Origin of the sequence: Mangrovibacter phragmitis (assembly GCF_001655675.1) — a bacterium.
GTDB lineage: Bacteria > Pseudomonadota > Gammaproteobacteria > Enterobacterales > Enterobacteriaceae > Mangrovibacter > Mangrovibacter phragmitis.
Genome location: NZ_LYRP01000022.1, coordinates 17,276 through 40,689 on the forward strand (window position 1 = coordinate 17,276; position 23,414 = coordinate 40,689).

Annotated in this window: 24 protein-coding genes; 11 read left to right on the forward strand and 13 right to left on the reverse strand. The window is 50.2% G+C overall.

The genetic code is table 11. From position 1 onward, the window contains the following. Positions 1-63: 63 nt before the first annotated feature. From A9B99_RS13190 to aspA, 5 genes are all read right to left on the reverse strand, one after another. Positions 64-639, reverse strand: a complete 576-nt coding sequence (locus A9B99_RS13190) for a transcriptional regulator (protein WP_064598188.1) — start codon at positions 637-639, stop codon at positions 64-66. 14 nt (positions 640-653) lie between these two features. Beyond that, on the reverse strand, positions 654-2,417 hold the full coding sequence (locus tag A9B99_RS13195) for a protein-disulfide reductase DsbD (RefSeq protein WP_064598190.1): 1,764 nt from the start codon (positions 2,415-2,417) through the stop codon (positions 654-656). Further along, positions 2,393-2,716 (reverse strand): divalent cation tolerance protein CutA, encoded by a 324-nt coding sequence (gene cutA, locus A9B99_RS13200; RefSeq protein WP_036103201.1) that lies wholly within the window; start codon positions 2,714-2,716, stop codon positions 2,393-2,395. The genes A9B99_RS13195 and cutA overlap by 25 nt, the downstream gene beginning before the upstream one ends. 94 nt (positions 2,717-2,810) lie before the next feature. Continuing rightward, the gene (locus tag A9B99_RS13205; RefSeq protein WP_064598192.1) at positions 2,811-4,112 is read right to left on the reverse strand and encodes an anaerobic C4-dicarboxylate transporter; all 1,302 of its coding nucleotides are present in this window, start codon (positions 4,110-4,112) and stop codon (positions 2,811-2,813) included. 112 nt (positions 4,113-4,224) lie between these two features. After that, positions 4,225-5,661: an aspartate ammonia-lyase gene (gene aspA, locus A9B99_RS13210; RefSeq protein ID WP_064598194.1), complete on the reverse strand. Its 1,437-nt coding sequence runs from the start codon at positions 5,659-5,661 to the stop codon at positions 4,225-4,227. 347 nt (positions 5,662-6,008) lie between these two features. Here aspA and A9B99_RS13215 point away from each other — a divergent pair, with 347 nt between their 5' ends. From A9B99_RS13215 to A9B99_RS13235, 5 genes are all read left to right on the forward strand, one after another. Next, complete coding sequence (locus A9B99_RS13215) at positions 6,009-6,482, forward strand: FxsA family protein (RefSeq protein ID WP_064598196.1); 474 nt, start codon at positions 6,009-6,011, stop codon at positions 6,480-6,482. A gap of 134 nt (positions 6,483-6,616) precedes the next feature. Next, on the forward strand, positions 6,617-6,910 hold the full coding sequence (locus A9B99_RS13220) for a co-chaperone GroES (protein WP_036103188.1): 294 nt from the start codon (positions 6,617-6,619) through the stop codon (positions 6,908-6,910). 48 nt (positions 6,911-6,958) lie between these two features. Further along, a complete protein-coding gene (gene groL, locus A9B99_RS13225) occupies positions 6,959-8,605 on the forward strand; it encodes a chaperonin GroEL (protein WP_064598198.1) in 1,647 nt (548 codons plus the stop codon). A gap of 127 nt (positions 8,606-8,732) precedes the next feature. Beyond that, entirely contained in the window at positions 8,733-9,086 is a 354-nt protein-coding gene (locus A9B99_RS13230; RefSeq protein WP_064598200.1) for a DUF4156 domain-containing protein, read from the forward strand. A gap of 535 nt (positions 9,087-9,621) precedes the next feature. Further along, positions 9,622-11,262: a methyl-accepting chemotaxis protein gene (locus A9B99_RS13235; RefSeq protein WP_064598202.1), complete on the forward strand. Its 1,641-nt coding sequence runs from the start codon at positions 9,622-9,624 to the stop codon at positions 11,260-11,262. Positions 11,263-11,395: 133 nt separating this feature from the next. Here A9B99_RS13235 and epmB read toward each other — a convergent pair whose 3' ends face one another. Continuing rightward, positions 11,396-12,424, reverse strand: coding sequence for an EF-P beta-lysylation protein EpmB (gene epmB, locus A9B99_RS13240; protein ID WP_064598204.1), 1,029 nt, complete (start codon positions 12,422-12,424; stop codon positions 11,396-11,398). A gap of 41 nt (positions 12,425-12,465) precedes the next feature. Here epmB and efp point away from each other — a divergent pair, with 41 nt between their 5' ends. The 3 genes from efp to A9B99_RS13250 all read left to right on the forward strand — a co-directional run bounded on the left by efp (position 12,466) and on the right by A9B99_RS13250 (position 13,485). Continuing rightward, entirely contained in the window at positions 12,466-13,032 is a 567-nt protein-coding gene (gene efp, locus A9B99_RS13245; RefSeq protein WP_064598206.1) for an elongation factor P, read from the forward strand. A gap of 78 nt (positions 13,033-13,110) precedes the next feature. After that, complete coding sequence (locus A9B99_RS23325) at positions 13,111-13,239, forward strand: entericidin A/B family lipoprotein (RefSeq protein ID WP_072006892.1); 129 nt, start codon at positions 13,111-13,113, stop codon at positions 13,237-13,239. 99 nt (positions 13,240-13,338) lie between these two features. Next, the gene (locus tag A9B99_RS13250; RefSeq protein WP_064598208.1) at positions 13,339-13,485 is read left to right on the forward strand and encodes an entericidin A/B family lipoprotein; all 147 of its coding nucleotides are present in this window, start codon (positions 13,339-13,341) and stop codon (positions 13,483-13,485) included. 63 nt (positions 13,486-13,548) lie between these two features. Here A9B99_RS13250 and A9B99_RS13255 read toward each other — a convergent pair whose 3' ends face one another. Beyond that, positions 13,549-14,175 carry a LuxR C-terminal-related transcriptional regulator gene (locus A9B99_RS13255; RefSeq protein WP_231889193.1) on the reverse strand — a complete coding sequence of 209 codons (627 nt, stop codon included), beginning with the start codon at positions 14,173-14,175 and terminating at the stop codon, positions 13,549-13,551. A 282-nt stretch (positions 14,176-14,457) separates the two neighbouring features. Here A9B99_RS13255 and sugE point away from each other — a divergent pair, with 282 nt between their 5' ends. Beyond that, on the forward strand, positions 14,458-14,775 hold the full coding sequence (sugE, locus tag A9B99_RS13260; protein ID WP_064598212.1) for a quaternary ammonium compound efflux SMR transporter SugE: 318 nt from the start codon (positions 14,458-14,460) through the stop codon (positions 14,773-14,775). Here sugE and blc read toward each other — a convergent pair. The 5 genes from blc to frdA all read right to left on the reverse strand — a co-directional run bounded on the left by blc (position 14,761) and on the right by frdA (position 18,709). Next, complete coding sequence (blc, locus tag A9B99_RS13265) at positions 14,761-15,303, reverse strand: outer membrane lipoprotein Blc (RefSeq protein WP_064598214.1); 543 nt, start codon at positions 15,301-15,303, stop codon at positions 14,761-14,763. The two genes, sugE and blc, sit on opposite strands and share 15 nt — an antisense overlap. A 113-nt stretch (positions 15,304-15,416) precedes the next feature. Continuing rightward, positions 15,417-15,776 (reverse strand): fumarate reductase subunit FrdD, encoded by a 360-nt coding sequence (gene frdD / locus A9B99_RS13270; RefSeq protein WP_064598216.1) that lies wholly within the window; start codon positions 15,774-15,776, stop codon positions 15,417-15,419. A gap of 9 nt (positions 15,777-15,785) precedes the next feature. Beyond that, a complete protein-coding gene (gene frdC / locus A9B99_RS13275) occupies positions 15,786-16,181 on the reverse strand; it encodes a fumarate reductase subunit FrdC (RefSeq protein ID WP_064598219.1) in 396 nt (131 codons plus the stop codon). A 10-nt stretch (positions 16,182-16,191) separates the two neighbouring features. Next, on the reverse strand, positions 16,192-16,926 hold the full coding sequence (locus A9B99_RS13280; RefSeq protein ID WP_064598221.1) for a succinate dehydrogenase/fumarate reductase iron-sulfur subunit: 735 nt from the start codon (positions 16,924-16,926) through the stop codon (positions 16,192-16,194). After that, positions 16,919-18,709, reverse strand: coding sequence for a fumarate reductase (quinol) flavoprotein subunit (frdA, locus tag A9B99_RS13285; RefSeq protein WP_064598223.1), 1,791 nt, complete (start codon positions 18,707-18,709; stop codon positions 16,919-16,921). The genes A9B99_RS13280 and frdA overlap by 8 nt, the downstream gene beginning before the upstream one ends. Before the next feature lie 59 nt (positions 18,710-18,768). Here frdA and A9B99_RS13290 point away from each other — a divergent pair, with 59 nt between their 5' ends. Further along, a complete protein-coding gene (locus A9B99_RS13290) occupies positions 18,769-19,029 on the forward strand; it encodes a hypothetical protein (RefSeq protein WP_064598225.1) in 261 nt (86 codons plus the stop codon). A 1-nt stretch (position 19,030) separates the two neighbouring features. Beyond that, positions 19,031-20,008 carry an elongation factor P--(R)-beta-lysine ligase gene (gene epmA / locus A9B99_RS13295; protein WP_064598228.1) on the forward strand — a complete coding sequence of 326 codons (978 nt, stop codon included), beginning with the start codon at positions 19,031-19,033 and terminating at the stop codon, positions 20,006-20,008. 63 nt (positions 20,009-20,071) lie between these two features. Here the strand turns inward: epmA and mscM are convergent, their stop codons facing one another. Further along, a complete protein-coding gene (gene mscM / locus A9B99_RS13300) occupies positions 20,072-23,413 on the reverse strand; it encodes a miniconductance mechanosensitive channel MscM (protein ID WP_064598230.1) in 3,342 nt (1,113 codons plus the stop codon). Position 23,414 lies beyond the last annotated feature (1 nt).

The following is a 23,414-nucleotide window of genomic DNA, read 5'->3' on the forward strand; positions in this document are numbered from 1 at the left end:
AAAACGCGGCAAATATTATCTGATTGCCTGCTTTTTGTGCATGGCGAGACAAAAAGTGTCCGGTCAGGTGAGGGCACCAGCCTGGCGGCACTGTGCAAAGCGCAAAATATCCTGCGCCAGTCTGGCTGCGGTATCCACATCTTCCTGGTGGCGTTTAACTAACAGTTTGCTCAGGCAGCCCTCCAGAACCAGTTCCATTTGGTCTGCCACCATTGCCGGGTCGTCCACATCCAGCCGGTTGAGCAGCGTATGAGTATATTCCCAGGCGGCTCGTTTTTGTTCCGTTGCCAGTTGGTGGATAGGGTCCTCTGCATCCGGCCAGAAACTGCAGGCAGCAATAAACAGGCAGCCTGGGTAACGTTGTTGTGCCACACACTCAGTCAGTGTTTTATAGCGTGCCAGCAGTTTTTGCTCATCAGACAGCGTGTCATCCAGCAGCAGCTGGCGGCGGTGCGTTTCAATTTGCTGGCTGTGGTAACGCAGCGCATCGTAGATAAGGGCTTCTCTGTTGGGCCAAAAAAGTTGCAGTGACTCAACGGTTTTACCTGTTTCACCGGCTACATGATCCAGTGTGATAGTTGCCAGCCCTTCACGCTCCATCACCAATAGCGCCGTTTCCAGTACAGCTTCACGTTGCACGCAATAACCCTCCATCACTGTTCATTATTGTCAATTGTTGTTGACCCGGGCAGTTTCTGCAAATGGCGAATAAACTCCGGTGGCTCCATAAATCCGGTGACTCGCAGGTTATCGAGGGGCTGGCCTTGTCCGTCAAAAAACAGGATGGTTGGTAGCCCCAGTACCTGGTGTGCGGCCAGCAATGCCTGGTTTTGTGGTGAATTGTCTGTGACATCCACCTTAAGCAAATGTACCTGTTTCAGTGCCCGCTGTACGCCAGGATCACTGAAGGTGTATTTATCAAACTCTTTACAGGCAACGCACCAGTCGGCGTAAAGATCGACCATGACAGGTTGCCCCGGGTGCTGCGCAAGGTAATACTGCAGCTCGCTATTATCTTTTACTGGCTGAAAGACCAGGTGATTTGCGGATGTGGACTGAGGCGCACCAAATACCCAGTCCTGTAACGGCCGGGCACACACTAAAGCGGCACCTAATAACAGGATTTGCACTGCCCGTATCGCCGGGTGCTTAACTGCCAGCAGAGTAATAAAGCCCCAGGAGAAAAATGCCACACCCAATAACCCCCACAGGCGGGGCTCCCACACACCGGGCAAAATGCGGGATACCAAAAAGACCGGTAGCGCCAGGATAACAAAGCCGAATGCCACCTTAACCTGTTCCATCCAGGGGCCACTTTTGGGTAACAGGCGCCGCCCAAAGAGCGCGACCGCCACCAGAGGTAGCCCCATACCTGTGGCATAGCACCACAAGGTTAGCCCGCCAAGGGGCAGGTTCCCGCTTTGGGCGATGTACAGCAGAATGGCACTAAGTGGTGCGGTAGTGCAGGGGGAGCAAATCAGCCCGGCAATGGCTCCCATAGCCAGTACACCAGGGGCTGACCCACCTTGCTGGCGGTTACTTAACAGTGCCAGGCGGGTTTGCAATGAGCCGGGTAGTTGCAGGCTGAATACCCCAAACATGGATAATGCAAGCAGGATAAACACCGCGGAAATAATGCTTAATACCCAGGGGCTTTGCAGCGCGGCCTGGAAAGGCAAACCTGCAGCCGCCACACCCAGTCCCAGCAGCGTGTAGGTGAGGGCCATGCCCTGTACATACAACAATGCCAGCCACAGTGTACGGCGCTGTGATAATTGCCCGTTACCCACAATAATGCCGGAAACCAGGGGATACATGGGTAACACGCAGGGAGTGAAAGCAATTCCCACGCCAATCAACAATGCCCAGAGTGGAGAGAACGGGCTGCCTGCATGTGGTGAAGGTGGCGAACTTTCCCCGGTAAACTGTGCGGCCGCGTTTGTTTGCTGGCCGGGGTTATTGCCCTGAACGGCAGGTGGCGTTGATGACGGTGCCACGGCACTGAGTGGAATATCCTGGCTTTCGGGTGGGTAGCAAACACCACGGTCAGAACACCCTTGCCAGGTAACGGTAATATGCGCCGTATGGCTGGCTTGCTGTAATGTCACAGGCAGCGTGAGTTGCTGGCGGTAGACTTCGCTGTCGCCAAAAAATTCATCGTGATGGGATTCACCCTGAGGGAAAGTCACTTCGCCGAGAGTGGCCTCTGTCGGCGTCAGTTTTATCTGTTTCTTATACAGATAAAATCCTGGTTTTATCTGCCAGTGCAACATCAAATGCTGTTGCTGTTGCTGAAAATCGAACTGAAATGCCTTGCTGGCAGGGACAAAATTATTGGTGCTCTGGTTATCAAACAACCCGGCGAACACCGGGCTGCTGAACAGACAGAGGATCAGGACAAAGATGCGTTGAGCCATGAAAGGTATTCTTTATCGCCATCGGTTACCGGCAAAACAAGTAACTCTGGGGTTTGGTATGGGTGGTGGTTTTTTAAACAAGCCAGTAAAGCTGGCTGGTGTTGTGAATTGGTTTTCAGAATCAACTGCACTTCATATTCTTGCTCCAGTTTACCTTCCCAGTAATACATGGACGATGCGCCAGGCAGAATGGTGACACAGGCTGCCAGCTTTTCAGCTAAAACTTGTGCAGCCAGTTCCTGGGCTGTGGCTTCATCGGGTGCGGTACACAGTACGACTACAGCGTCTGTTGTTGCCATGGATGAACCTCTGGTTAACCAAAACCATGACTATAACACGATGCTGAGATAAGCGAGTGGCCGGGCCTGCCAGAGGCCCGGAATTTGAGTTGTTTTACAGAATAAGCCCGCCAAAAATAAAACTGAGAATGACACACAGGATAATGGCTACCACACCAGGCACCAGGAAGGGGTGGTTAAACACATATTTCCCGATACGTGTGGAACCCGTGTCGTCCATTTCCACAGCAGCCAGTAACGTTGGGTAAGTGGGCAACACAAACAACGCAGAAACCGCGGCAAAAGAGGCCACCGCCGCCAGTGGGCTGACGCCAAGCATTAAGGCGGCGGGCATCAATGCTTTAGTGGTTGCGGCTTGTGAGTAAAGCAGGGTTGCGGCAAAAAACAACACCACAGCCAGTAACCATGGGTAGTTCTGCAGCAAACCACCAGCCAGATGCTGGATATCCTCAATGTGGCCTTTGACAAAGGTATCGCCCAGCCAGGCGACACCCAGCACACAAATACAGGCGCTCATACCAGATTTAAATGTACTGGCATTGAGGATCTCGCTTGTATTGGCTTTACACGTCAGGCAAATCAAGGTGGCGACAGTTAGCATAAACACCACAATGGCTTCATTACGTGGCAACACCGGGTTGTCAATTAACCCAACGGTTGGACTGATGGCGGTGGCATACAGAACCACCGCAACGATCCCGATAAGAAACAGCATTACGGCACGTTTTGCATGGGGCTTCAGGACAATCTTACTGGCACCACGCAGGACGATTTCCCCTCTTGCGAGTTTCTCCTGGTATACCGGGTCATCTTTCAGTTCTCCCCCCAGGAAGTTACACAATACCGCCGTCAGCATAACGGCGACAAAAGTGACGGGGATACACACGGCCAACAGTTGCAGGTAACTGATACCCAGTGGTTCCAGTATCCCTGCGAAGAACACCACTGCTGCGGAAATGGGTGACGCAGTAATGGCGATTTGTGATGCGACAACGGCAATAGAAAGAGGGCGGGAAGGGCGAATACCTTGTTCTTTCGCCACTTCAGTAATCACTGGCATGGTTGAGAACGCAGTATGCCCGGTACCGGCCAGAATGGTCATCAGCCAGGTCACCATGGGGGCAATGAAGGTAATGTATTTGGGATGACGGCGCAGTAACTTCTCCGCCAGACTGACGAGGTAATCCATACCTCCGGCGACCTGCATAGCGGCGATAGCTGCAATGACCGCCATAATGATTTCAATCACATCAAAGGGAATAGCACCCGGAGGGACCTGGAAAAACAGGGTCAGAACCAGTACACCCAGCCCACCGGCAAAACCGATGCCGATACCTCCGAGCCGGGCACCCAGATAAATCGCCGCCAGGACAATAACAAGTTGTGCTCCAAACATAGGGTCTTCCTTGGTTAGTTAGGTTTAAGATAAGAAAATGTTATGACATTGTTCACTCCAAAATAAAAAGGCACGCCAGAGACGTGCCTTTTTGTTGGGTTATAGCCGGTACTTATTGTTCGCTTTCATCGGTGTACCTTTTGGCTTTATACGCCGGATGCATCAGATTGTTGACGGAGAAGATGTCATCCAGTTCCGCTTCTGTCAGCAAGCCACGTTCCAGTACTACTTCACGGACACTTTTGCCAGTTTCAGCACAGATTTTACCGACGATATCGCCGTTGTGGTGGCCGATGAACGGATTGAGGTAGGTGACAATCCCGATAGAGTTATAAACGTAGCTTTCACACACCGCTTTGTTGGCGGTGATGCCATTGACGCATTTTTCCAGCAGGTTGTAGCAGGCGTTGGTCAGAATATGAATGGATTCAAACATTGCCTGACCTATTACCGGTTCCATAACGTTAAGTTGTAATTGCCCGGCTTCTGATGCCATGGTGACGCAGGTGTCGTTGCCAATAACTTTGAAGCACACCTGGTTGACCACTTCTGGCACCACGGGGTTGACCTTGGCAGGCATGATTGATGAACCCGCCTGGAGTTCTGGCAGGTTTATCTCGTTCAGCCCGGCGCGTGGGCCTGAAGAGAGCAGACGCAGGTCATTACAGATTTTGGATAGTTTTACAGCCAGGCGTTTCAGTGAGCTGTGCACCATAACGTAAGCCCCACAGTCTGACGTGGCCTCAATCAGGTCTTCCGCCGGAACACAAGGCAGATTGCTCACTTCCGCCAGCTTTTGTACAGCCAGTTGCTGGTAGCCATCAGGTGTGTTCAGGCGTGTACCGATAGCTGTGGCTCCGAGGTTGACCTCCAGCAGTAACTCACCGGTACGCAGCAGGTTTTTGGTTTCTTCGTTGAGCAATACATTGAACGCGTGGAATTCCTGGCCCAGAGTCATAGGCACTGCATCCTGCAACTGGGTGCGGCCCATTTTCAGGATGGTTTCGAACTCAACTGCTTTGTTCTGGAAGCCTTCTCCCAGCTGGTGAATGGCATCGACTAATTTGATAAGTGACGCATAAACGGCAATTCGGAAACCAGTGGGGTAGGCATCATTGGTGGACTGGCATTTGTTGATATGGTCGTTAGGGTTCAGGTACTGATATTCCCCTTTTTGGTGACCCATCAGTTCAAGCCCAATATTGGCGATTACTTCATTGGTATTCATGTTAACGGATGTGCCTGCGCCGCCCTGAAACACATCGACAGGGAACTGATCCATGCATTTACCGTTGTTCAGCACTTCATCGCAGGCCGCTATAATGGTGTTAGCAATGCTGCGCGGAATGGTTTTCAGCTCTTTGTTTGCCAGCGCCGCCGCTTTTTTCACCATGACCATACCGCGAACAAACTCGGGGATGTCGCTGATTTTATTGTTGCTGATGTAGAAGTTCTCAATCGCTCTGAGCGTGTGTATACCGTAGTAGGCCTCTGCCGGCACTTCCCTGGTACCTAACAAATCTTCTTCAATACGAATGTTGTTTAGCATGTTGAATCAACCTTTTTTTCGTGTTCAGGCGAACATGGATAAAAAATACACACAAACGATATGTGGTTATTCCATCGCGTAACCGACGATTATGTCCATTTTGGCTACGTGGTTAACATGATATGCTGATCATAGCCGATTGCCGTAATCTCGATCACTTATTATCTGTGAATTTCCATTACAGTTACTAATATGTGAAATAGCTCACCGCTCCTAAACTTTTCATAAAAAAAACACACTGACGATTGATTTTTGCGCTCAGGCCCCCACTTTTGATTACAGGGTTAATGTGTCCCACTTCATTCTATGCAGGTAGTGTAACTGCCTGACCTCTTACAGGAGCCATTGTGCGCTGGATACCGTTTCTTGCCTTCTTTCTCTATGTGTATGTAGAGATCTCTATCTTTATTCAGGTTGCCCATGTGCTGGGAGTTCTGCTGACGCTGATTCTGGTGATTTTCACTTCAGTGGTTGGCATGTCTTTGGTGCGTAACCAGGGCTTTAAAAACCTGATGCTGATGCAGCAACGTATGTCAGCAGGTGAAAGCCCTGCGGCTGAAATGATCAAAAGTGTTTCACTGATTATTTCTGGCCTGCTGTTGATACTGCCCGGGTTTTTCACCGATTTCCTCGGGTTGTTACTCCTGCTTCCTCCCGTTCAGAAACATCTGACAATGAAATTAATGCCCCATTTACGGTTTAGCTGGATGGGCGGCAATTTTAATGGCCCAGGCCAGGGCGGGCAGACATTTGATGGCGAGTTCCAGCGTAAAGATAATTCGTCAGACCGCCTTTCAGACCACGATCGTGATGAGCGATAAAAAAATCTGAAAATTTTTTCTTTCTCCCCTTGAAGGGGAGAAAGAACATCCCCATCTCTCTGGTCACCAGCCGGAGAAGGTGAACCGGCATAACCCCTAAAACTGATACGGACTTTCTCAAAGGAGAGCTATCAATGAAAATTCGTCCATTGCATGATCGTGTGATCGTCAAGCGCAAAGAAGTTGAATCTAAATCAGCTGGCGGCATCGTTCTGACTGGCTCTGCCGCGGGTAAATCAACTCGTGGTGAAGTTTTGGCTGTGGGCAATGGCCGCATCCTGGAAAATGGTGAAATGAAACCTCTGGATGTGAAAGTGGGTGACATCGTAATTTTCAACGATGGTTACGGCGTTAAAGCTGAGAAGATCGACAATGAAGAAGTGTTGATCATGTCTGAATCCGACATCCTGGCAATTGTTGAAGCGTAATTACCACGCGCGATAACACTGAACGAACGAATTTAAGGGAAAATAGAAATGGCAGCTAAAGACGTAAAATTCGGTAATGACGCCCGTGTAAAAATGTTGCGTGGCGTGAATGTCCTGGCAGACGCAGTAAAAGTTACCCTGGGTCCGAAAGGCCGTAACGTAGTTCTGGACAAATCTTTTGGTGCACCGACCATTACTAAAGACGGTGTATCTGTAGCGCGTGAAATCGAACTGGAAGACAAGTTCGAAAACATGGGCGCGCAAATGGTGAAAGAAGTTGCCTCTAAAGCGAATGACGCTGCAGGCGACGGTACCACCACTGCAACCGTTCTGGCACAGTCTATTGTTAACGAAGGCCTGAAAGCGGTTGCTGCTGGCATGAACCCGATGGACCTGAAACGCGGTATCGACAAAGCAGTTGCTGCTGCTGTTGAAGAACTGAAAGCCCTGTCTGTGCCTTGCTCTGATTCCAAAGCTATCGCTCAGGTAGGTACCATCTCTGCAAACTCCGACGAAACCGTGGGTAAACTGATTGCAGAAGCAATGGAAAAAGTGGGTAAAGAAGGCGTTATCACCGTTGAAGAAGGCACCGGCCTGCAAGACGAACTGGACGTTGTAGAAGGTATGCAGTTCGACCGTGGCTACCTGTCTCCTTACTTCATCAACAAACCAGAAACTGGTGCTGTTGAACTGGAAAACCCGTTCATCCTGCTGGCTGACAAAAAAATCTCCAACATCCGTGAACTGCTGCCAGTTCTGGAAGCCGTAGCAAAAGCAGGCAAACCACTGCTGATTATTGCTGAAGATGTTGAAGGTGAAGCACTGGCTACTCTGGTTGTTAACACCATGCGCGGTATCGTGAAAGTGGCTGCGGTTAAAGCTCCGGGCTTCGGTGACCGCCGTAAAGCAATGCTGCAGGATATCGCTGTGCTGACTGGTGGTGCGGTGATTTCTGAAGAAATCGGCATGGAACTGGAAAAAGCCACTCTGGAAGATATGGGCCAGGCTAAACGCGTGGTTATCAATAAAGATACCACCACCATTATTGATGGTGTGGGCGATGAAGCTGCAATCCAGGGGCGTGTTGGTCAGATCCGTCAGCAGATTGAAGAAGCAACTTCTGACTACGATCGTGAAAAACTGCAGGAACGTGTTGCCAAACTGGCAGGCGGCGTAGCCGTTATCAAAGTTGGCGCCGCTACTGAAGTTGAAATGAAAGAGAAGAAAGCACGCGTAGAAGACGCACTGCACGCAACCCGTGCTGCTGTGGAAGAAGGCGTGGTTGCTGGTGGCGGTGTGGCGCTGGTGCGCGTTGCTGCGAAAATCGCTGGCCTGACTGCTGCAAACGAAGACCAGAACGTGGGTATCAAAGTTGCGCTGCGCGCTATGGAATCTCCGCTGCGTCAGATTGTATCTAATGCCGGTGAAGAACCGTCAGTGGTTGCCAACAATGTGAAAGCAGGTGAAGGTAACTACGGTTACAATGCGGCAACTGAAGAATACGGCAACATGATCGATATGGGTATTCTGGATCCAACCAAAGTAACCCGCTCTGCGTTGCAGTACGCTTCTTCTGTTGCTGGCCTGATGATCACCACTGAATGCATGGTGACTGACCTGCCGAAAGAAGATAAAGCTGATTTAGGTGCTGCTGGTGGTATGGGCGGCATGGGTGGCATGGGCGGTATGATGTAATTGCCCTGCACCTCAGGTTAGCAGAAAAAGCCCCTGGTGAATTTCACCGGGGGTTTTCTTTTTCTGGGTATGGTATAAGGTTTATCTGGTTAAATTGGCGCGATTTTTTTTACTAATGGGGAATCATATGCAGATGAAACTATCGGCCGGGTTAATTGCCATGGCTGCGTTATTGGCAGGGTGTAGCGCCAGTAATCAACTGAGTTCTGCCGGGCAGTCTGTTCGTTTTGTTGAAGATAAGCCTTCCAGTGAGTGCCAGTATCTGGGGACAGCAACAGGGGAGCAAAGTAACTGGCTGTCTGGCCAGGCTGGTAATGAAGGTGGTTCATTGCGTGGTGCAGCGAATGACCTGCGTAACAAAGCGGCTGCGATGGGCGGTAATGTGCTTTACGGTGTCAGCAGCCCAACTCAGGGCCTGATTTCCAGTTTTGTACCTACGGCCAGCGAAATGACTGGTCAGGTTTATAAATGCGCGCAGTAACTGCTTTTTGGCACCGGGCGGTAAGTGCATAAGCTCACGCTGCCCGTGTGCTGTTCTTTTTTTGAGCCTGTCTTTTTTGTGCTGACAACAAATACCCGCGTTGGCTCTATTGTTTTCGTCATCAACATTAACATTTTACCACTGGTTAATTCTCTTTTTTATTCCCGGTTACTTTTACATTTTTATTCTTCTCATCGTGCTGTTTTTGTTTGTATCAAACGCAAATTAGTTATTGCTATAATTAAGCATTAATTAAATATATAAAAATGTAAACGCAGGTTATATTTAGCTTGCTATATTTAAATTTGGCTTTATTTATCAATATATTAAGATTCCTTAAGCTTTATTTATTGTGATATTTTTCACAGCATTCAATACTTTCTACACTTAATAATAAATAAGGCTCAAGGTACTTTGTACCCCTGCCGATAACAGAAAATAGATAAAGGTGAGTGCCTGTATTTTTGCGTTTTTATTATTGATATTTAAAACCAGTTTTACACCAAAAATAAATTCATCGTTACCGGGAGGATGTATGAACATCACCAAGCGCTTGTTGCTTGCTTTTTCTCTGCTGATATTAAGTTTGATTGTTACCAATGTTATCTCAATGATTTCATTATCTAAGATAAGTGATGATGCCACCTATTTTCAGGTGAATACGTTGCCCAGTATAACGGTAATCAATAATGAAATGATGAAGATTACTGATATCCGTTCTCAGTTATACCAGCATGGATTAACCGAAGACCTGCCCGGAATGAATGCAATAAAAGCCAGCGCGGTCGCGCTTTATGATCAAGTGTATAAAGCGCACCAGCATTATCTGAATGATTTGATCTCGGATTCCCATGATGAAGCGTTGTCGAAAAAAACCATGGCAGATTTGGAGCATTTCCGCGGAGTGATGGATCAGTTCTTTAAGATTTCCGAATCCAATGACCGCGTAGCGGTCACGAAAGCGATGCGTACCGGCGGATTGGTAGCAAACCAGGTCAGCCTGCTGGCCCAGGATTTTAAAGCGCAGATAGACTATAACAACCAACTGGTGAATGAGGCCAACCAGCAAAGCAGTAGTCTGATCCACCGTTCAATGATGCTGTCTGTTTCTGCCACGTTACTGGCGACTATTGTTCTTGGCGTGTTTGGGTTGGTAACCGTGCTCGGTATTCGTCGCCGTTTGAATGAAATGAAAAGCGGTATGGTAACCATCAGTGAAAACCTGGACTTAAGCCATCGTATGTCTGCAGGCCGCCAGGATGAAATAGGTATGGCTATCACCGCATTTAATAACCTGGTTACTCGGGTTGCAGAGGCGATGGGGCAGGTACGCAGTGCTTCCCGATCAGTCAGTTCAGCCGCCAATGAAATTTCACTGGGCAATAACGAACTGTCTGCCCGCACTGAACAGCAGTCTGCTGCGGTGGTAGAAACAGCGGCAAGTATGGAAGAACTCAGCTCTACCGTTAAACAGAATGCCCAGAATGCCCATCAGGCAAGCCAGTTAGCCATTGCTGCATCAGATACTGCAACCCATGGCGGGCAGGTAGTCAGCTCTGCGGTAGCCCGCATGAAGGACATTAGCGACAGTTCTCGCCGTATTGCTGAAATTACCTCTGTCATCAATGGGATTGCTTTCCAGACCAATATTCTGGCACTGAATGCTGCGGTGGAAGCAGCCCGCGCAGGTGATCAGGGCCGCGGGTTTGCCGTAGTGGCCGGCGAAGTTCGCTCACTGGCGCAACGCAGTGCTCAGGCGGCCAAAGAGATTGAGGCCCTGATTCAGGAATCAGTTAAACATGTGGATGAAGGCGCACGCCAGGTGGACCTGGCTGGTGAAAGTATGAGTGGTATTGTGAACTCAGTAACCCAGGTAAAAGACCTGATGCAGGAAATTGCAGCCGCGTCCGATGAGCAAAACCGTGGGATTGGCCAGATTGCTCAGGCTATGACGGAAATGGATACCACGACCCAGCAAAACGCCGCGCTGGTACAGGAATCGTCTGCGGCGGCAAATAGCCTTGAAGACCAGGCAGATAAGTTGCAGCAAATGGTCAATGTATTCCGTTTGCCCGGCGCCAATCATGAACCCGCCGCGCCATCCCGCCCTCGGGCGCCACAACTGGCTGCGCCAGCCGGTGCTGGTGGGAGCGATACTGGCTGGGAAACGTTTTAACGCATAACAAGCCCGAAAGCCTGTCACGCCCTCTTTCCCGGTAGGCTGACAGGCACCTTTCACTGCCGAGGCAGGAGCCCGGCAGTGTTTTTTTGGGACTTTTCCCTGAAAGTGGCGTGAGTACAGGCAGGAACTAGTGCTGACGTAACTGTAGATCCAGTGGCGTTTTACTGGGTTCTCCACCAATTTCACGGGCCAGTTTAGGCACCAGGTAACCGGATACCATGGTGAGTAACTCGCGCATAATGGCCCGTGCTTCATCATCAGAAACCAGAAAATGAGCGGCACCCTGAACTTTATCCAGAATATGCAGGTAATAGGGCAGGATCCCGGCATCAAACAACGCATTACTGAGCTGTGCAAGAGTTTGCGCGTTATCGTTCACATTTTTGAGTAACACACTCTGGTTGAGCAATGTTACGCCTGCTGCACGTAACCGGGCCATGGCTGCACGCACGGTATCATCGATTTCCTGGGCATGGTTGATATGATTTACCAGCAGAACTTGCAGCCTTGATGCCATGATACATTCGCATAATGCAGGCGTTACCCGAGCCGGGATGACCACGGGCAGGCGGCTGTGGATACGTAATCGCTTAATATGTGGGATTGCTTCCAGGGCGGTTATTAGCCAGTTCAGTTCATGGTCTTTCGCCATGAGCGGATCACCACCAGAGAAAATAATTTCATCCAGTTCCGGGTGAGCCTCAATGTAGTCCAGCGCACTTTGCCAGTTGCGTTTGTTGCCCTGGTTTTCGGCATACGGGAAGTGGCGACGGAAACAATAACGGCAATTGACTGCACAACCGCCTTTTACCAGCAACAACGCACGGTTACGGTATTTGTGCAGTAAACCTGGAACCACACTGTGTTGTTCATCCAGAGGATCTTCACTAAATCCGGCTACGTTGGTAAATTCCTGTTGACTGGTAAGTACCTGAATCAGTAAAGGATCATTTGGGTTTCCTGGCTCCATTCGCGCCACAAATGCGCGGGGAACACGCAGAGCAAACAGCCGCCTGGCATCGCGCCCGGCTAACAATGTTTCATTAGCGTCTACATTTAAAATATTCAGAAGTTCATCGGGATCGGTTATAACATCGGCAAGTTGCGATAACCAATCTTCTCTGGAGGGGGGTTTTAGGGTTACAATGTGTGCCATTTTTTTGGCTAAGCTACCAGTTAATAATTTCAGAGGGCCTTATGGCAACTTACTATAGCAACGATTTTCGTTCTGGTCTTAAAATCATGTTAGATGGCGAACCTTACGCAGTTGAAGCCAGCGAATTCGTTAAACCAGGGAAAGGTCAGGCTTTTGCGCGTGTTAAGCTGCGTCGTCTGTTGACCGGTACCCGTGTAGAAAAAACTTTCAAATCTACTGATTCCGCTGAAGGTGCTGATGTTGTCGATATGAACCTGACTTACCTGTACAACGACGGTGAGTTCTGGCACTTCATGAACAATGAAACCTTCGAACAGCTGTCTGCTGATGCGAAAGCCATTGGTGATAACGAAAAATGGTTGCTGGATCAGGCTGAGTGCATCGTGACGCTGTGGAATGGTCAGCCTATTTCTGTCACTCCACCAAACTTCGTGGAACTGGAAGTAGTTGAGACCGACCCAGGCCTGAAAGGTGATACTGCTGGTACTGGCGGTAAACCAGCCACGCTGTCTACTGGCGCAGTGGTAAAAGTGCCGCTGTTTGTTCAGATTGGTGAAGTTATCCGTGTTGATACCCGTTCTGGCGAATACGTATCTCGCGTGAAATAAGCTGAATTCTGTTTTACGGCGCAGGTGCTGATACCTGCGCTTGTAAAGTGTCTGTGCATTTGCTTCCGGGGTTATGCGATGGTAAGAGCGGTTCAATCACTGGTTATCATTCTGGTTGTTGCGTTATTGTCTGGTTGTAATACGGCCCGGGGCTTCGGTGAAGATATCCAGCACCTCGGCGGGGCGATTCAGCGCGCATCCGACTAATCTTTTCAGCCTGGTCTTAATTTTTCTCTGCACATTTTCTGGTGCACTATCCTTATTGTTGTCTCTGACCAATAAATGATGACAGATAAGGATGCGATTATGATCAAGAAAACGATTGCTGCGCTTATTGCAGCGTTGATTTGCACCTCTGTACTGACTGCCTGTAATACCACTCGTGGTATGGGACAAGATATTCAGGAAGGTGGTAGCGCTATTTCTGACGCGGCAACAAATGCCCAGAAATAATCACAGTAAGAATTTATGCTTTGGTGAAGTGATGGTGTCTGCGGGTACCATCATTTCGCTTTATCAGGTTAAAAATAATGCCAGACGGTTATTTACCCCAAGCTTCATGCGGATGTTGCGTTTGTAGGTGTAAACGGTCTTTACCGATATCCCCATTTTACTGGCAATATTTTCATTACTGGTCTCCTGCTCCCACAAAGCCAGAATTTTTTCCTCTCTGAGCGTCAGTAATGGCGTAAGGTCCCGCTGCAGGCCAAAAGGGGGGCGAGAGAAAAGTGATGACTGTAATATTTCCTTAATATCATTCAGAGAATTATTTTTATCGAGTATTTTCCACGCCCCCATCACTTCATGTAATGCCTTCAATTCTGGTGGTGTGTGGTTACTTTGCTGAATAATTAATCTGGTTGATGTGCCGCAGGCAAGAGAAATCGAAGCCAATTGTTGTACGTGATGTATTTCTTTAAGAAAACCATGAAAATCAGCTATCACGATATTTGGCTGGTGCCGTAATATATACTCTCGGGCATATAATAAGTTATCTGTGTCAACAATATTAAAATTAACCGATAAATCTCCTGATGACATAACCAGAGATTTCAACCCGAAGCGGCTAAAGTAACAACGATCCACAAGTAATACGCTAAACATACATATTTTGCATCCAGTAACAAAAATAGCCTGAGCCACTTTCCAGGGTAAGGTGACATGATAGAAAGAAAAGCTGCTAACTGAATTATGGAACTGACAGCAGAAGCAGTGCTATTTCTCACGTTAGTCAAGTAAGAAAGCGCTGGTTGCATGGACATATCGGGTTTGCGACAATAAATCACCCGTATTTTGTATAACCTTTATCCACTGGCTACCTTATTTTATGGTGAGCAGTTTGGGTTAAGGACTCTATTATTCCCGTTCAGGACGGCCTGTACCGGGTTATCATTGCACATTGGGGACGGCCCCTCAGGAGCTCCTGTGTCATGGTTATTACTTATTCTTGCCGGTTTGCTGGAAGTGGTTTGGGCTGCCGGATTAAAACACACCTACGGTTTCAGTCGTTTTTACCCTTCCGTTATTGTTCTTAGCGCGATGGCGCTCAGCCTGCTACTGCTCTCGTATGTTATCAGAAGCCTGCCAGCCGGCACTGCGTATGCGGTGTGGAGTGGTATTGGTGCGGTGGGGGTGGTGATTATTGGTATTGTCTGGGAAGGTGAACCCGCCACACCGGCCAGGCTTTTCAGCCTGGCGATGATTGTTGCAGGTATTCTCGGGGTAAAATTATTTAGCCACTAACGGCGTTTGTTTTACCCAAATCAGCTTGCTGGTATCAAAGCCTTGCTGTTGGGCCAGGTGGATATACTGGTTTTTTACTTCCGTACTGAGTGTGGGGGTACGGGACAATATCCACAAATAGCTTCTGTCCGGCCCGCACAGCAAGGCATGCTGGTAATATTTATCAACCGCCATCACATTATAGCCGCCGTAGAAGGGACCAAAGAACGAGACTTTCAGTGCGCCTTTCGTGGGGGCGCCAGTGAACCAGGCTTCTCCCTGTGCTGACTGCCATATGCCACGAGCCGGGTTATAGCCGCGGTTAATCACACTGACACCGCCATTAACCTGTAAACCATAAGTGGCTGTGACCTGTTCCAGCCCACTCTCAAAGGGGTGATCAAGGCGGGCTATTTCATACCATGTACCAAGATAACGATTGATATTGAAATTCTCGACAACGGTTACGCCGGGTGGGGGAACGGGGTTGCTGCAGCCTGTTAACGTGGCAACGCCAAGCAGGATGGCGAGATATAAACTTTTACGCATGGTGTGCTTCCTTTTTTCTTTTAAGTGTAGGAAGTCACGGGGAAAATGTTGAGGAAAGTACAGAATTATTTTATGACCTGGCGGCAGCCTCTGCCGCCAGGTTCGGGCTGGTATTAAATGAAGACCACACCAATCAGTGTAACAACGGTCAGGATTGTGGCCAGCCCGTAAAATACCCATTTGCCGGCAGGAACATGGATCTTCATGTCATGCATGCCATGATGGATACGGTGCAGGCCACACCACAAGGGGAGAACTATCATCAGGAAAATAAACGCCCGGCCAATAAAACTTTGCGCAAAGGCCAGTACACGTTCATATCCCAGTGCTTCGCCAGGATAAAAGCCCAGTGGCAGCAGAACCCCAACCAGCAGGACGATAACCGGGGCGATAATCGCTCCCCACATACCGCCACCACCAAACAGCCCCCAAAATACCGGTTCGTCGGAACGCTTCAATTGTTGATTTGTCATAATACCTCCTTACCAGAACAACGCCACGCCAAGAATCACGACAGTGACAATGGCAGTGACGGCCCACAGTGCACGAATCAGGGGTTGTGGGGGTAATTTCTCACCTTTAACGATCAGAATGGCAGCTTTCGGCGCCAGTTCGAACCAGGTTTTGGTATGCAGAAGGGCTGCTGCCAGGGTAATCAGATTCAGGATGATTACCACCGGGTTTTGCAGAAAGCCAACAAAACCTGCCCAGGAGCCTGCCCCGCCTTTCAGTGCATATAACCCATAAATCAGGATGATGCTGAACCAGACGGTTGGCACAGAGGTACCTTCACGAAGCATATAGAAACGGTAAAACGGCAGTTTTTGCCACCAGTCCGGGGCAACCGCCCGCACATAAGGTTTACGTTTTGTGGTCATGCTGCACTCCTTAGCGTGGTTTCAGGGTGGCGATTAAAAAGTCCTTCGCACTTTCCACTTTTGTTTGCTGAATCGCGGCTGCCGGGTCGACATGCTTCGGGCAGACTTCAGAACAAAAGCCGACAAATGTGCAGGGCCACACACCGTTTTCACCGTTAATCACTGGCATACGCATTTTCTTACCATGATCACGGCTGTCCAGATTATAGCGATGGGCCAGCGTCAGGGCTGCCGGGCCGATAAACTCCGGATTAAGGCCAAATTGCGGGCAGGCGGCATAACACAACCCACAGTTAATACACCCGGAAAATTGGTGATAACGCGCCATTTGCGCAGGTGTTTGGGTATTTGGCCCTTGTTCCGGTGAGCGATTATTGCCGATGATGTAGGGCTTAATCGCCTCGAGGCTTTCAATGAAGTGGGTCATGTCCACGACAAGATCGCGCTCAATGGGGAAGTTTGCCAGAGCCTCGATTTTGATGCCCTGAGTGTAATCACGCAGGAAGGTTTTACAGGCCAGTTTGGGGATCTGGTTAACCATCATGCCGCATGAACCGCAAATAGCCATACGGCAGGACCAGCGGTAGCTCAGGTCGGGTGCCAGGTTATCTTTGATATAACCCAGCGCATCCAGTAATGAGGTTTGCTCATCCCAGGGCACATCGTAAAACACACTGTGTGGCTCGTTGTCCGTTTCCGGGTTATACCGCACCACTTCCAGTTTCATGGTTTTCATCTCAGCCATTCGCCGTCTCCTTTTTGTCGGCTGCTTCCGCTTCGGCGCCATAAACGCGTTTTGCTGGTGGCAGAGTGGTGATTTTCACATCGCTGTATTCCAGATGCGTGTGGCCTTCTGCATTCCTGAACGCGAGGGTATGTTTGAGGAAGTTCACATCGTCACGCGCTGTGCAACCTTCATCAAGGCGTTGATGCGCCCCACGGGATTCTTTACGTGCCATCGCTGAGTGCGCCATACATTCAGCAACATTCAGGCCGTGCCCCAGCTCTATGGTGTAAAGCAAATCGGTGTTGAACACACTTGAAGTGTCGGTAATGCGCACACGCTTGAAGCGTTCCTGGAGTTCAGCCAGTTTATCGATAGTTTTTTGCATCAGTTCTGGCGTGCGGTAAATCCCACAGCCTTCTTCCATCGACAGACCCATTTCGTCACGGATTTTCGCCCAGTTCTCGTTCCCTTCCTGATTAACAAGGCTTGTCAGGCGGCGTTCAATATCGGCTGCCTGAGCATTCAGCGCATTATCATTACCGGTACTTGCCTGCGCAGCGTGAGCCATTGCTTTTTCACCAGCCAGACGGCCAAATACCACCAGTTCCGCCAGTGAGTTAGACCCCAGGCGGTTAGCACCGTGCAGCCCCACAGAAGAGCATTCACCCACTGCAAACAAACCACTAATACGGGTTTCACATTCTGTGTTGGTTTCAATGCCGCCCATGGTGTAGTGCGCGGTTGGTCGTACGGGAATCGGTTCTTTGATGGGATCCACACCGACATAGGCTTTCGCCAGTTCACAGATAAATGGCAGGCGCTCAAGCAGTTTTTTCTCACCCAGGTGGCGCAAGTCCAGATACACCACATCGCCTCTTGGCGTTTCAATGGTGCGGCCAGCACGCCATTCATGCCAGAAAGCCTGCGAGACTTTGTCGCGTGGGCCCAGTTCCATATACTTATTTTTCGGCTCGCCCAGTGGGGTTTCTGGCCCCATACCGTAATCCTGCAGGTAACGGTAGCCATCTTTGTTGACCAGAATACCACCTTCGCCACGGCAGCCTTCTGTCATCAAAATACCGGAGCCAGGGAGCCCGGTGGGGTGATACTGCACAAATTCCATATCCCTCAGTGGTACGCCATGAGCCAGTGCCATGCCCATACCATCGCCAGTGACAATCCCACCGTTAGTGTTATAACGGTAAACGCGGCCAGCACCGCCCGTTGCCATAACCACGGCATTGGCACGGATTTGCACCAGAGTCCCTTCCATCATATTCATGGCGACCAGACCACGCACATGGCCTTCATCGACCAGAATGTCGAGGACAAAGTGTTCATCAAAGCGGTGGATTTGCGGAAATTGCAGAGAAGTTTGGAACAGGGTATGAAGCATGTGAAAGCCGGTTTTATCTGCGGCAAACCAGGTTCTTTCTATTTTCATCCCCCCAAAACGACGAACGTTAACTGATCCGTCCGGGCGACGACTCCAGGGGCATCCCCACTGTTCCAGTTGCGTCATTTCTGTTGGGCAGTGATGAACGAAATAATCAACAACGTCCTGTTCACAGAGCCAGTCACCGCCTGCGACGGTATCATGAAAATGATACTCGAAACTATCATGATCTTGTGCGACCGCGGCAGATCCACCTTCAGCAGCAACAGTGTGGCTGCGCATAGGGTAGACTTTGGATATCAGCGCGATGGTGGCTTGTGGATTCGCCTGCGCTGCCGCAATTGCGGTGCGAAGGCCTGCACCGCCGGCACCAATTATAGCGATATCAGCTTGAATGGTTTGCACGACATTCCTCCAGATTATGGTTATTTCGCAACGCATCTGTTCCAAAGGTAGCTCACACAGTGGCCGATAGCGAAAGCGAACGTTTTCCCCTGCTCCTTGGTGGGGAGCTCAGTATAACCTTGCTAAAAAGAGGGAAAATTGACGTGTTCGATTTTTTTGTTGATATCCGCAACAATCAACTAATGTCATTGACTGATTTACAAAAAAATGGGCCACGCCAGGCACGACGGGCTTATTCGGCAAATTTTGCTGTGCAAAATTTGTCTCTTTATGGAGATGCGAGTAGACTGCGTGCCCTTGTGTCAAACCGGAGAAAGTAACATGAGCGATACGGCAACCTGGCAGCCGGGCGCATCAGTCCCCAATTTATTAAAACGTGCTGAGATTATGGCCGGAATACGGCGTTTTTTTTCAGACCGGGGCGTCCTTGAAGTCGAAACCCCCTGTATGAGCCAGGCAACGGTTACTGACGTCCATTTGGTGCCTTTCGAAACACGTTTTGTGGGGCCGGGTCATTCACAAGGGATGAACCTGTATTTAATGACCAGCCCGGAATACCACATGAAACGCTTGCTTGCTGCAGGCTGTGGTCCGGTTTATCAGTTATGCCGTAGTTTCCGTAATGAAGAGATGGGGCGCTACCATAACCCTGAATTCACTATGCTGGAATGGTACCGTCCATGCTATGACATGTATCGCCTGATGAACGAGGTGGACGACTTATTGCAGCAAGTGCTGGAGTGCAGCCCGGCAGAATCCCTTTCTTATCAGCAGGCGTTTCAGCGCCATCTGGAAATCGACCCGCTGTCTGCAGATAAACAGCAGTTACGTGAAGTAGCCGCGCGCCTTGATTTAAGCAATATCGCCGATACCGAAGAAGACCGCGATACCTTGTTGCAACTGTTGTTTGCTATGGGTGTGGAACCACATATTGGAAAAGATAAACCAACCTTTGTGTACCACTTCCCGGCAAGCCAGGCCGCACTGGCGCAAATCAGTACCGAAGATCACCGTGTGGCTGAGCGTTTTGAAGTCTATTTCCGGGGTGTGGAACTGGCGAATGGTTTCCACGAACTGACTGACGCAGGTGAACAGCAGCAGCGCTTTGAGCAGGATAACCGTAAACGTGCCGCGAAAGGGCTTCCTCAACAGCCTGTGGACGTTAACCTGCTGGAAGCACTGAAAGCAGGAATGCCGGATTGTTCCGGTGTCGCACTAGGGGTTGACCGCCTGGTGATGCTGGCGCTTAAGGCCGAAAGTTTATCTGAGGTGATGGCTTTTACTGTCGATCGCGCCTGATACACTCGCGGGTAAAAAAACCGAATAAAACACCCCTGCCAGAGTATGGTGGGGGTGTTTTTTTTACAGACTACCTGGTGAGCGTACGCTTTTGCCTGCAGAGGTCAGGGTGGTTGCGCTGCGTTTACCATCCAGGGACTCCAGCCGCATCTGGAACGGTGGGAACGGCAGGTCAATATTGTGTTCCCGGAAGCCCAGCAGGATTAACTGGTGGAGTTCATGGCGTAATGGCATCCGGTGCCCCATTTCAGCAGCATAAATACGTAGTTCAAAGAGCTGTATACCTTGCTGTATATCTACCAGGTAAGCCTCTGGCGGAGGGTTATCAATGACCAGTGAGCATCGATGGGCGGCAGCCAGCAAAATACCCGTGACGGTTTCGGTTTCGGCTTCCACCGGGGCAGGGACACTGAGCACAACACGAGTAACAGAATCAGACAGCGACCAGTTAATAAATTGTTCAGTAATAAACGCCTTGTTGGGGACAATTATCTCTTTACGATCCCAGTCGCTGATAGTGGTTGCCCGGGTATTGATTTTGGTGATACTGCCTGTCAGGTCACGAATCGTCACGGTATCGCCAATACGAATGGGTTTTTCAAATAAGATAATCAGCCCGGAAATAAAGTTGGCGAAAATCTCCTGTAAACCAAAGCCCAACCCCACACCTAATGCGGCAACCAGCCACTGTAATTTGGCCCATTCAATGCCAATCATGGAGAAACCGACCAGACCACCCAGCAGCATCAGCAAATATTTGGTGACAGTGGTAATGGCATAGCCGGTGCCCGGTGTCAGATCCAAATGCTGCAGTATAGCCAGCTCCAACAAGGCAGGCAGATTGCGCACCAGTTGCATCGTAATGATGAACACCAGAATGGCGATAAGCACTGCGCCAACGGTAATGGGTTCGATACTTTCCACACCCTGTACAGTGGTGGTGACATCCCACAATGAGATATTTTCCAGGAAACTGAATGCCGAATGGATCTCCGACCATAACGCGATCACAGAGATCAATGCGACCAGTGTCAGCAGTGATCGCACCAGACGCAGCGATTGCGCGCTGATCGTATCCAGATCGATTTCTGTGTCTTCGGGAAGCTCCGGGTTGCCTTCCGCACTGTGCCCTTGCACTGGTTCTTCTTCGCCTTTTGCTCGTTGAGCAAGGATCTCCGCCCGGCGGTGTTTGGCCCGGTCAAACGCCAGCCTGCGGCGCTGAATAAACATCCAGCGGCGCACAATATGGTAGATGACCAGCAGCAAAAACCAGATGGCGACAGAGGTTTCCAGGCGCGCCAGCAACGCTTGCGCTGTTGCGAGGTAACCCACCAGAGACGCCAGTGCGGACAACACAGGCGCACAGATCAGCAAGTTCCAGAACAAGCGGTTGAGGACATTGTCACCGTTGCCTTGTTTATCCAGCCACAGCGGGATACCGGCGCGTTTTAAACTGAGAGTGACAATAGCCAGTGCACCACAAATAAAGACAAAACACAGGCGGCCCAGTGAAGCGGAAAATTCCCGGTCATTGAGGTTATCGAACATGATAAGCGCCATAATCAGCGGCACAATTAAACCAATGCTCATCAGGTAATAACGCATGGCCCGGGCTACCCTGTGGCGTGGCCAGCCGAAGTGAGCCACAAACAGACCATTGCTGCGTGCAAAGGTGGCACAAATCATCACCACCCACAGCAAGGGAACAGTGGCAGTTACACCGTCGCCAACGGCGACTGCAATTGGCCACGGCCAGGCCTGTTGTAAACCATGGCCCAGAATGCCCCACAGGACGGGTAACGGAGAAGCAACCAGAATCGACCAGAATACAGTGCGAATGGTGAGATAAAAATGATCCTGGGTGACTTTGCCAACTCTACTGCTGGAACGTTCAAGAAAAGCTGAAAAGTGGCGGCGAGAACTGATGCTGAAACCCACCAGAACCAGCGCGGCAAATAAAGGGATCAGGGTTTCCCGGCTGGTCAGCATCATACCGGCGGCTTTCCCTAATTGACCCAGGGTATCGAGCGAAAGCAGGCGGCGCAGATCCTGCATAATATCCAGTGGCCAGCTCAGGGAGATGGCACTGACGTCTGCCGTCCAGAACAGGTAACGGTGAGTGGCTTCATTCACCTCTTTCAGCGCGTCCTCTAACTGGCTGTTGGCGACCCGCAATTTCGTCAGTTCAAGGATAAGCGCATCGCCACCCTGCAATAGCGAACTCAGCAATTCACGCTGGGTGCGTAACTGAGCATCAAGAATGCGGCTTTGTTCCTGAGTAAGTGGCTGACCACTGGCCTGGCGCAGCTGGCGCAATTGTGGTTGTTTGCTCAACTGGTCTTCATAGCGCAACCGCTGAACGCGGATTTGCGCCATTTCGGTATCTACTTGCTGTGGTTTGGGCATTTCGGGCAGACGCGCCACCTGAGCGCGCAGTGTTTCGCCCAGCACGTTAGATACCCCTAACCACTGTGACTGCTCACGCAGGGTATTGAGTGCCTGGCGCACTTGCAGAATCTGGTTCGCCGCCTGGCGCTGCTGAGAAGCTACCAGATCCATACGTTGCGCCTGAAGATTCAGAGCCTGAGAAAGCTCGCGGTTAACGGTAAATTGCGCTTCGATTTCTGGGGGCAGGTTTTCACTGTTTTCCGCTAACAGTTCAGTGCTTTCCAGCGCTTTTTCTGCCTCGCGCTGGCGTTGGCTATTTAATTGATTGCGTAATGCCTGTAACCGCCTGTCCAGTTGCTCGCTCTGTTTCTCCGCAAGGCTTGCTCGCAGGCGGGCCAGTTCCTGACGATTATTTGCAGAAAGCTGCGCCATTTCCAGCTCGGTAAGCCTGGCGCGCAGGCGGGCAATATCCGCCTGGAGTGCCCATTGCTGTGCCTGTGCCAGAGGTGTATTGGAAACATTGACACCTGAACGGCGCTCCAGCTCGCCAAGCTGGCGGCGGATATCGGTTTGTTGCTGCGGCAGTTGGTTCAGTGAGTCGGTAATCTCGCGGCTTTTTTCCTGCTCCTGCTGAGCTTCGCGGGTTTTATCCAGCAATTTACTGCTGACCTGGAGAATCTCCTGGTTAAGCACGTCTGCTGATAACCCCGCCGGTATTTTTTCCGCCTCTGATGAGGGCTGGCTAGCCAGTTGCTGGCGTAACGCCTGAGAGAGTTTGGGAAAGTTATCGATAACCTGCTGGTATTCATCAGCCTGTTGCCGGGCGTGCTCACGCTCCTCAAGAGAGCTCAATGCAGCCTGAAGGGTTTCAATCAGTTCAGCCTGTCCTGGCTGGTTCTTGTTGGTTTTCGCTTGCTCCAGAGCCTGAGCAATCGCGTCATTATCTGTAGAAGAAGGGGCGGCGTGCGCCCCCAGGCTGAGACTCAGGGTCACCAAAAACAGGATTAGCAGGCGCACG

Excerpts from the sequence above, each read along its gene's own strand:
- efp (WP_064598206.1), top strand. The coding sequence starts at position 12,466 with ATGGCAACTTACTATAGCAACGATTTTCGTTCTGGTCTTAAAATCATG.
- A9B99_RS13230 (WP_064598200.1), top strand. The coding sequence starts at position 8,733 with ATGCAGATGAAACTATCGGCCGGGTTAATTGCCATGGCTGCGTTATTG.
- frdC (WP_064598219.1), bottom strand. The coding sequence starts at position 16,181 with ATGACCACAAAACGTAAACCTTATGTGCGGGCGGTTGCCCCGGACTGG.
- A9B99_RS13235 (WP_064598202.1), top strand. The coding sequence starts at position 9,622 with ATGAACATCACCAAGCGCTTGTTGCTTGCTTTTTCTCTGCTGATATTA.
- frdD (WP_064598216.1), bottom strand. The coding sequence starts at position 15,776 with ATGACAAATCAACAATTGAAGCGTTCCGACGAACCGGTATTTTGGGGG.
- A9B99_RS13195 (WP_064598190.1), bottom strand. The coding sequence starts at position 2,417 with ATGGCTCAACGCATCTTTGTCCTGATCCTCTGTCTGTTCAGCAGCCCG.
- epmA (WP_064598228.1), top strand. The coding sequence starts at position 19,031 with ATGAGCGATACGGCAACCTGGCAGCCGGGCGCATCAGTCCCCAATTTA.
- aspA (WP_064598194.1), bottom strand. The coding sequence starts at position 5,661 with ATGCTAAACAACATTCGTATTGAAGAAGATTTGTTAGGTACCAGGGAA.
- A9B99_RS13205 (WP_064598192.1), bottom strand. The coding sequence starts at position 4,112 with ATGTTTGGAGCACAACTTGTTATTGTCCTGGCGGCGATTTATCTGGGT.
- blc (WP_064598214.1), bottom strand. The coding sequence starts at position 15,303 with ATGCGTAAAAGTTTATATCTCGCCATCCTGCTTGGCGTTGCCACGTTA.
- cutA (WP_036103201.1), bottom strand. The coding sequence starts at position 2,716 with ATGGCAACAACAGACGCTGTAGTCGTACTGTGTACCGCACCCGATGAA.
- A9B99_RS13250 (WP_064598208.1), top strand. The coding sequence starts at position 13,339 with ATGATCAAGAAAACGATTGCTGCGCTTATTGCAGCGTTGATTTGCACC.
- groL (WP_064598198.1), top strand. The coding sequence starts at position 6,959 with ATGGCAGCTAAAGACGTAAAATTCGGTAATGACGCCCGTGTAAAAATG.
- A9B99_RS13220 (WP_036103188.1), top strand. The coding sequence starts at position 6,617 with ATGAAAATTCGTCCATTGCATGATCGTGTGATCGTCAAGCGCAAAGAA.
- A9B99_RS13280 (WP_064598221.1), bottom strand. The coding sequence starts at position 16,926 with ATGGCTGAGATGAAAACCATGAAACTGGAAGTGGTGCGGTATAACCCG.
- epmB (WP_064598204.1), bottom strand. The coding sequence starts at position 12,424 with ATGGCACACATTGTAACCCTAAAACCCCCCTCCAGAGAAGATTGGTTA.
- A9B99_RS23325 (WP_072006892.1), top strand. The coding sequence starts at position 13,111 with ATGGTAAGAGCGGTTCAATCACTGGTTATCATTCTGGTTGTTGCGTTA.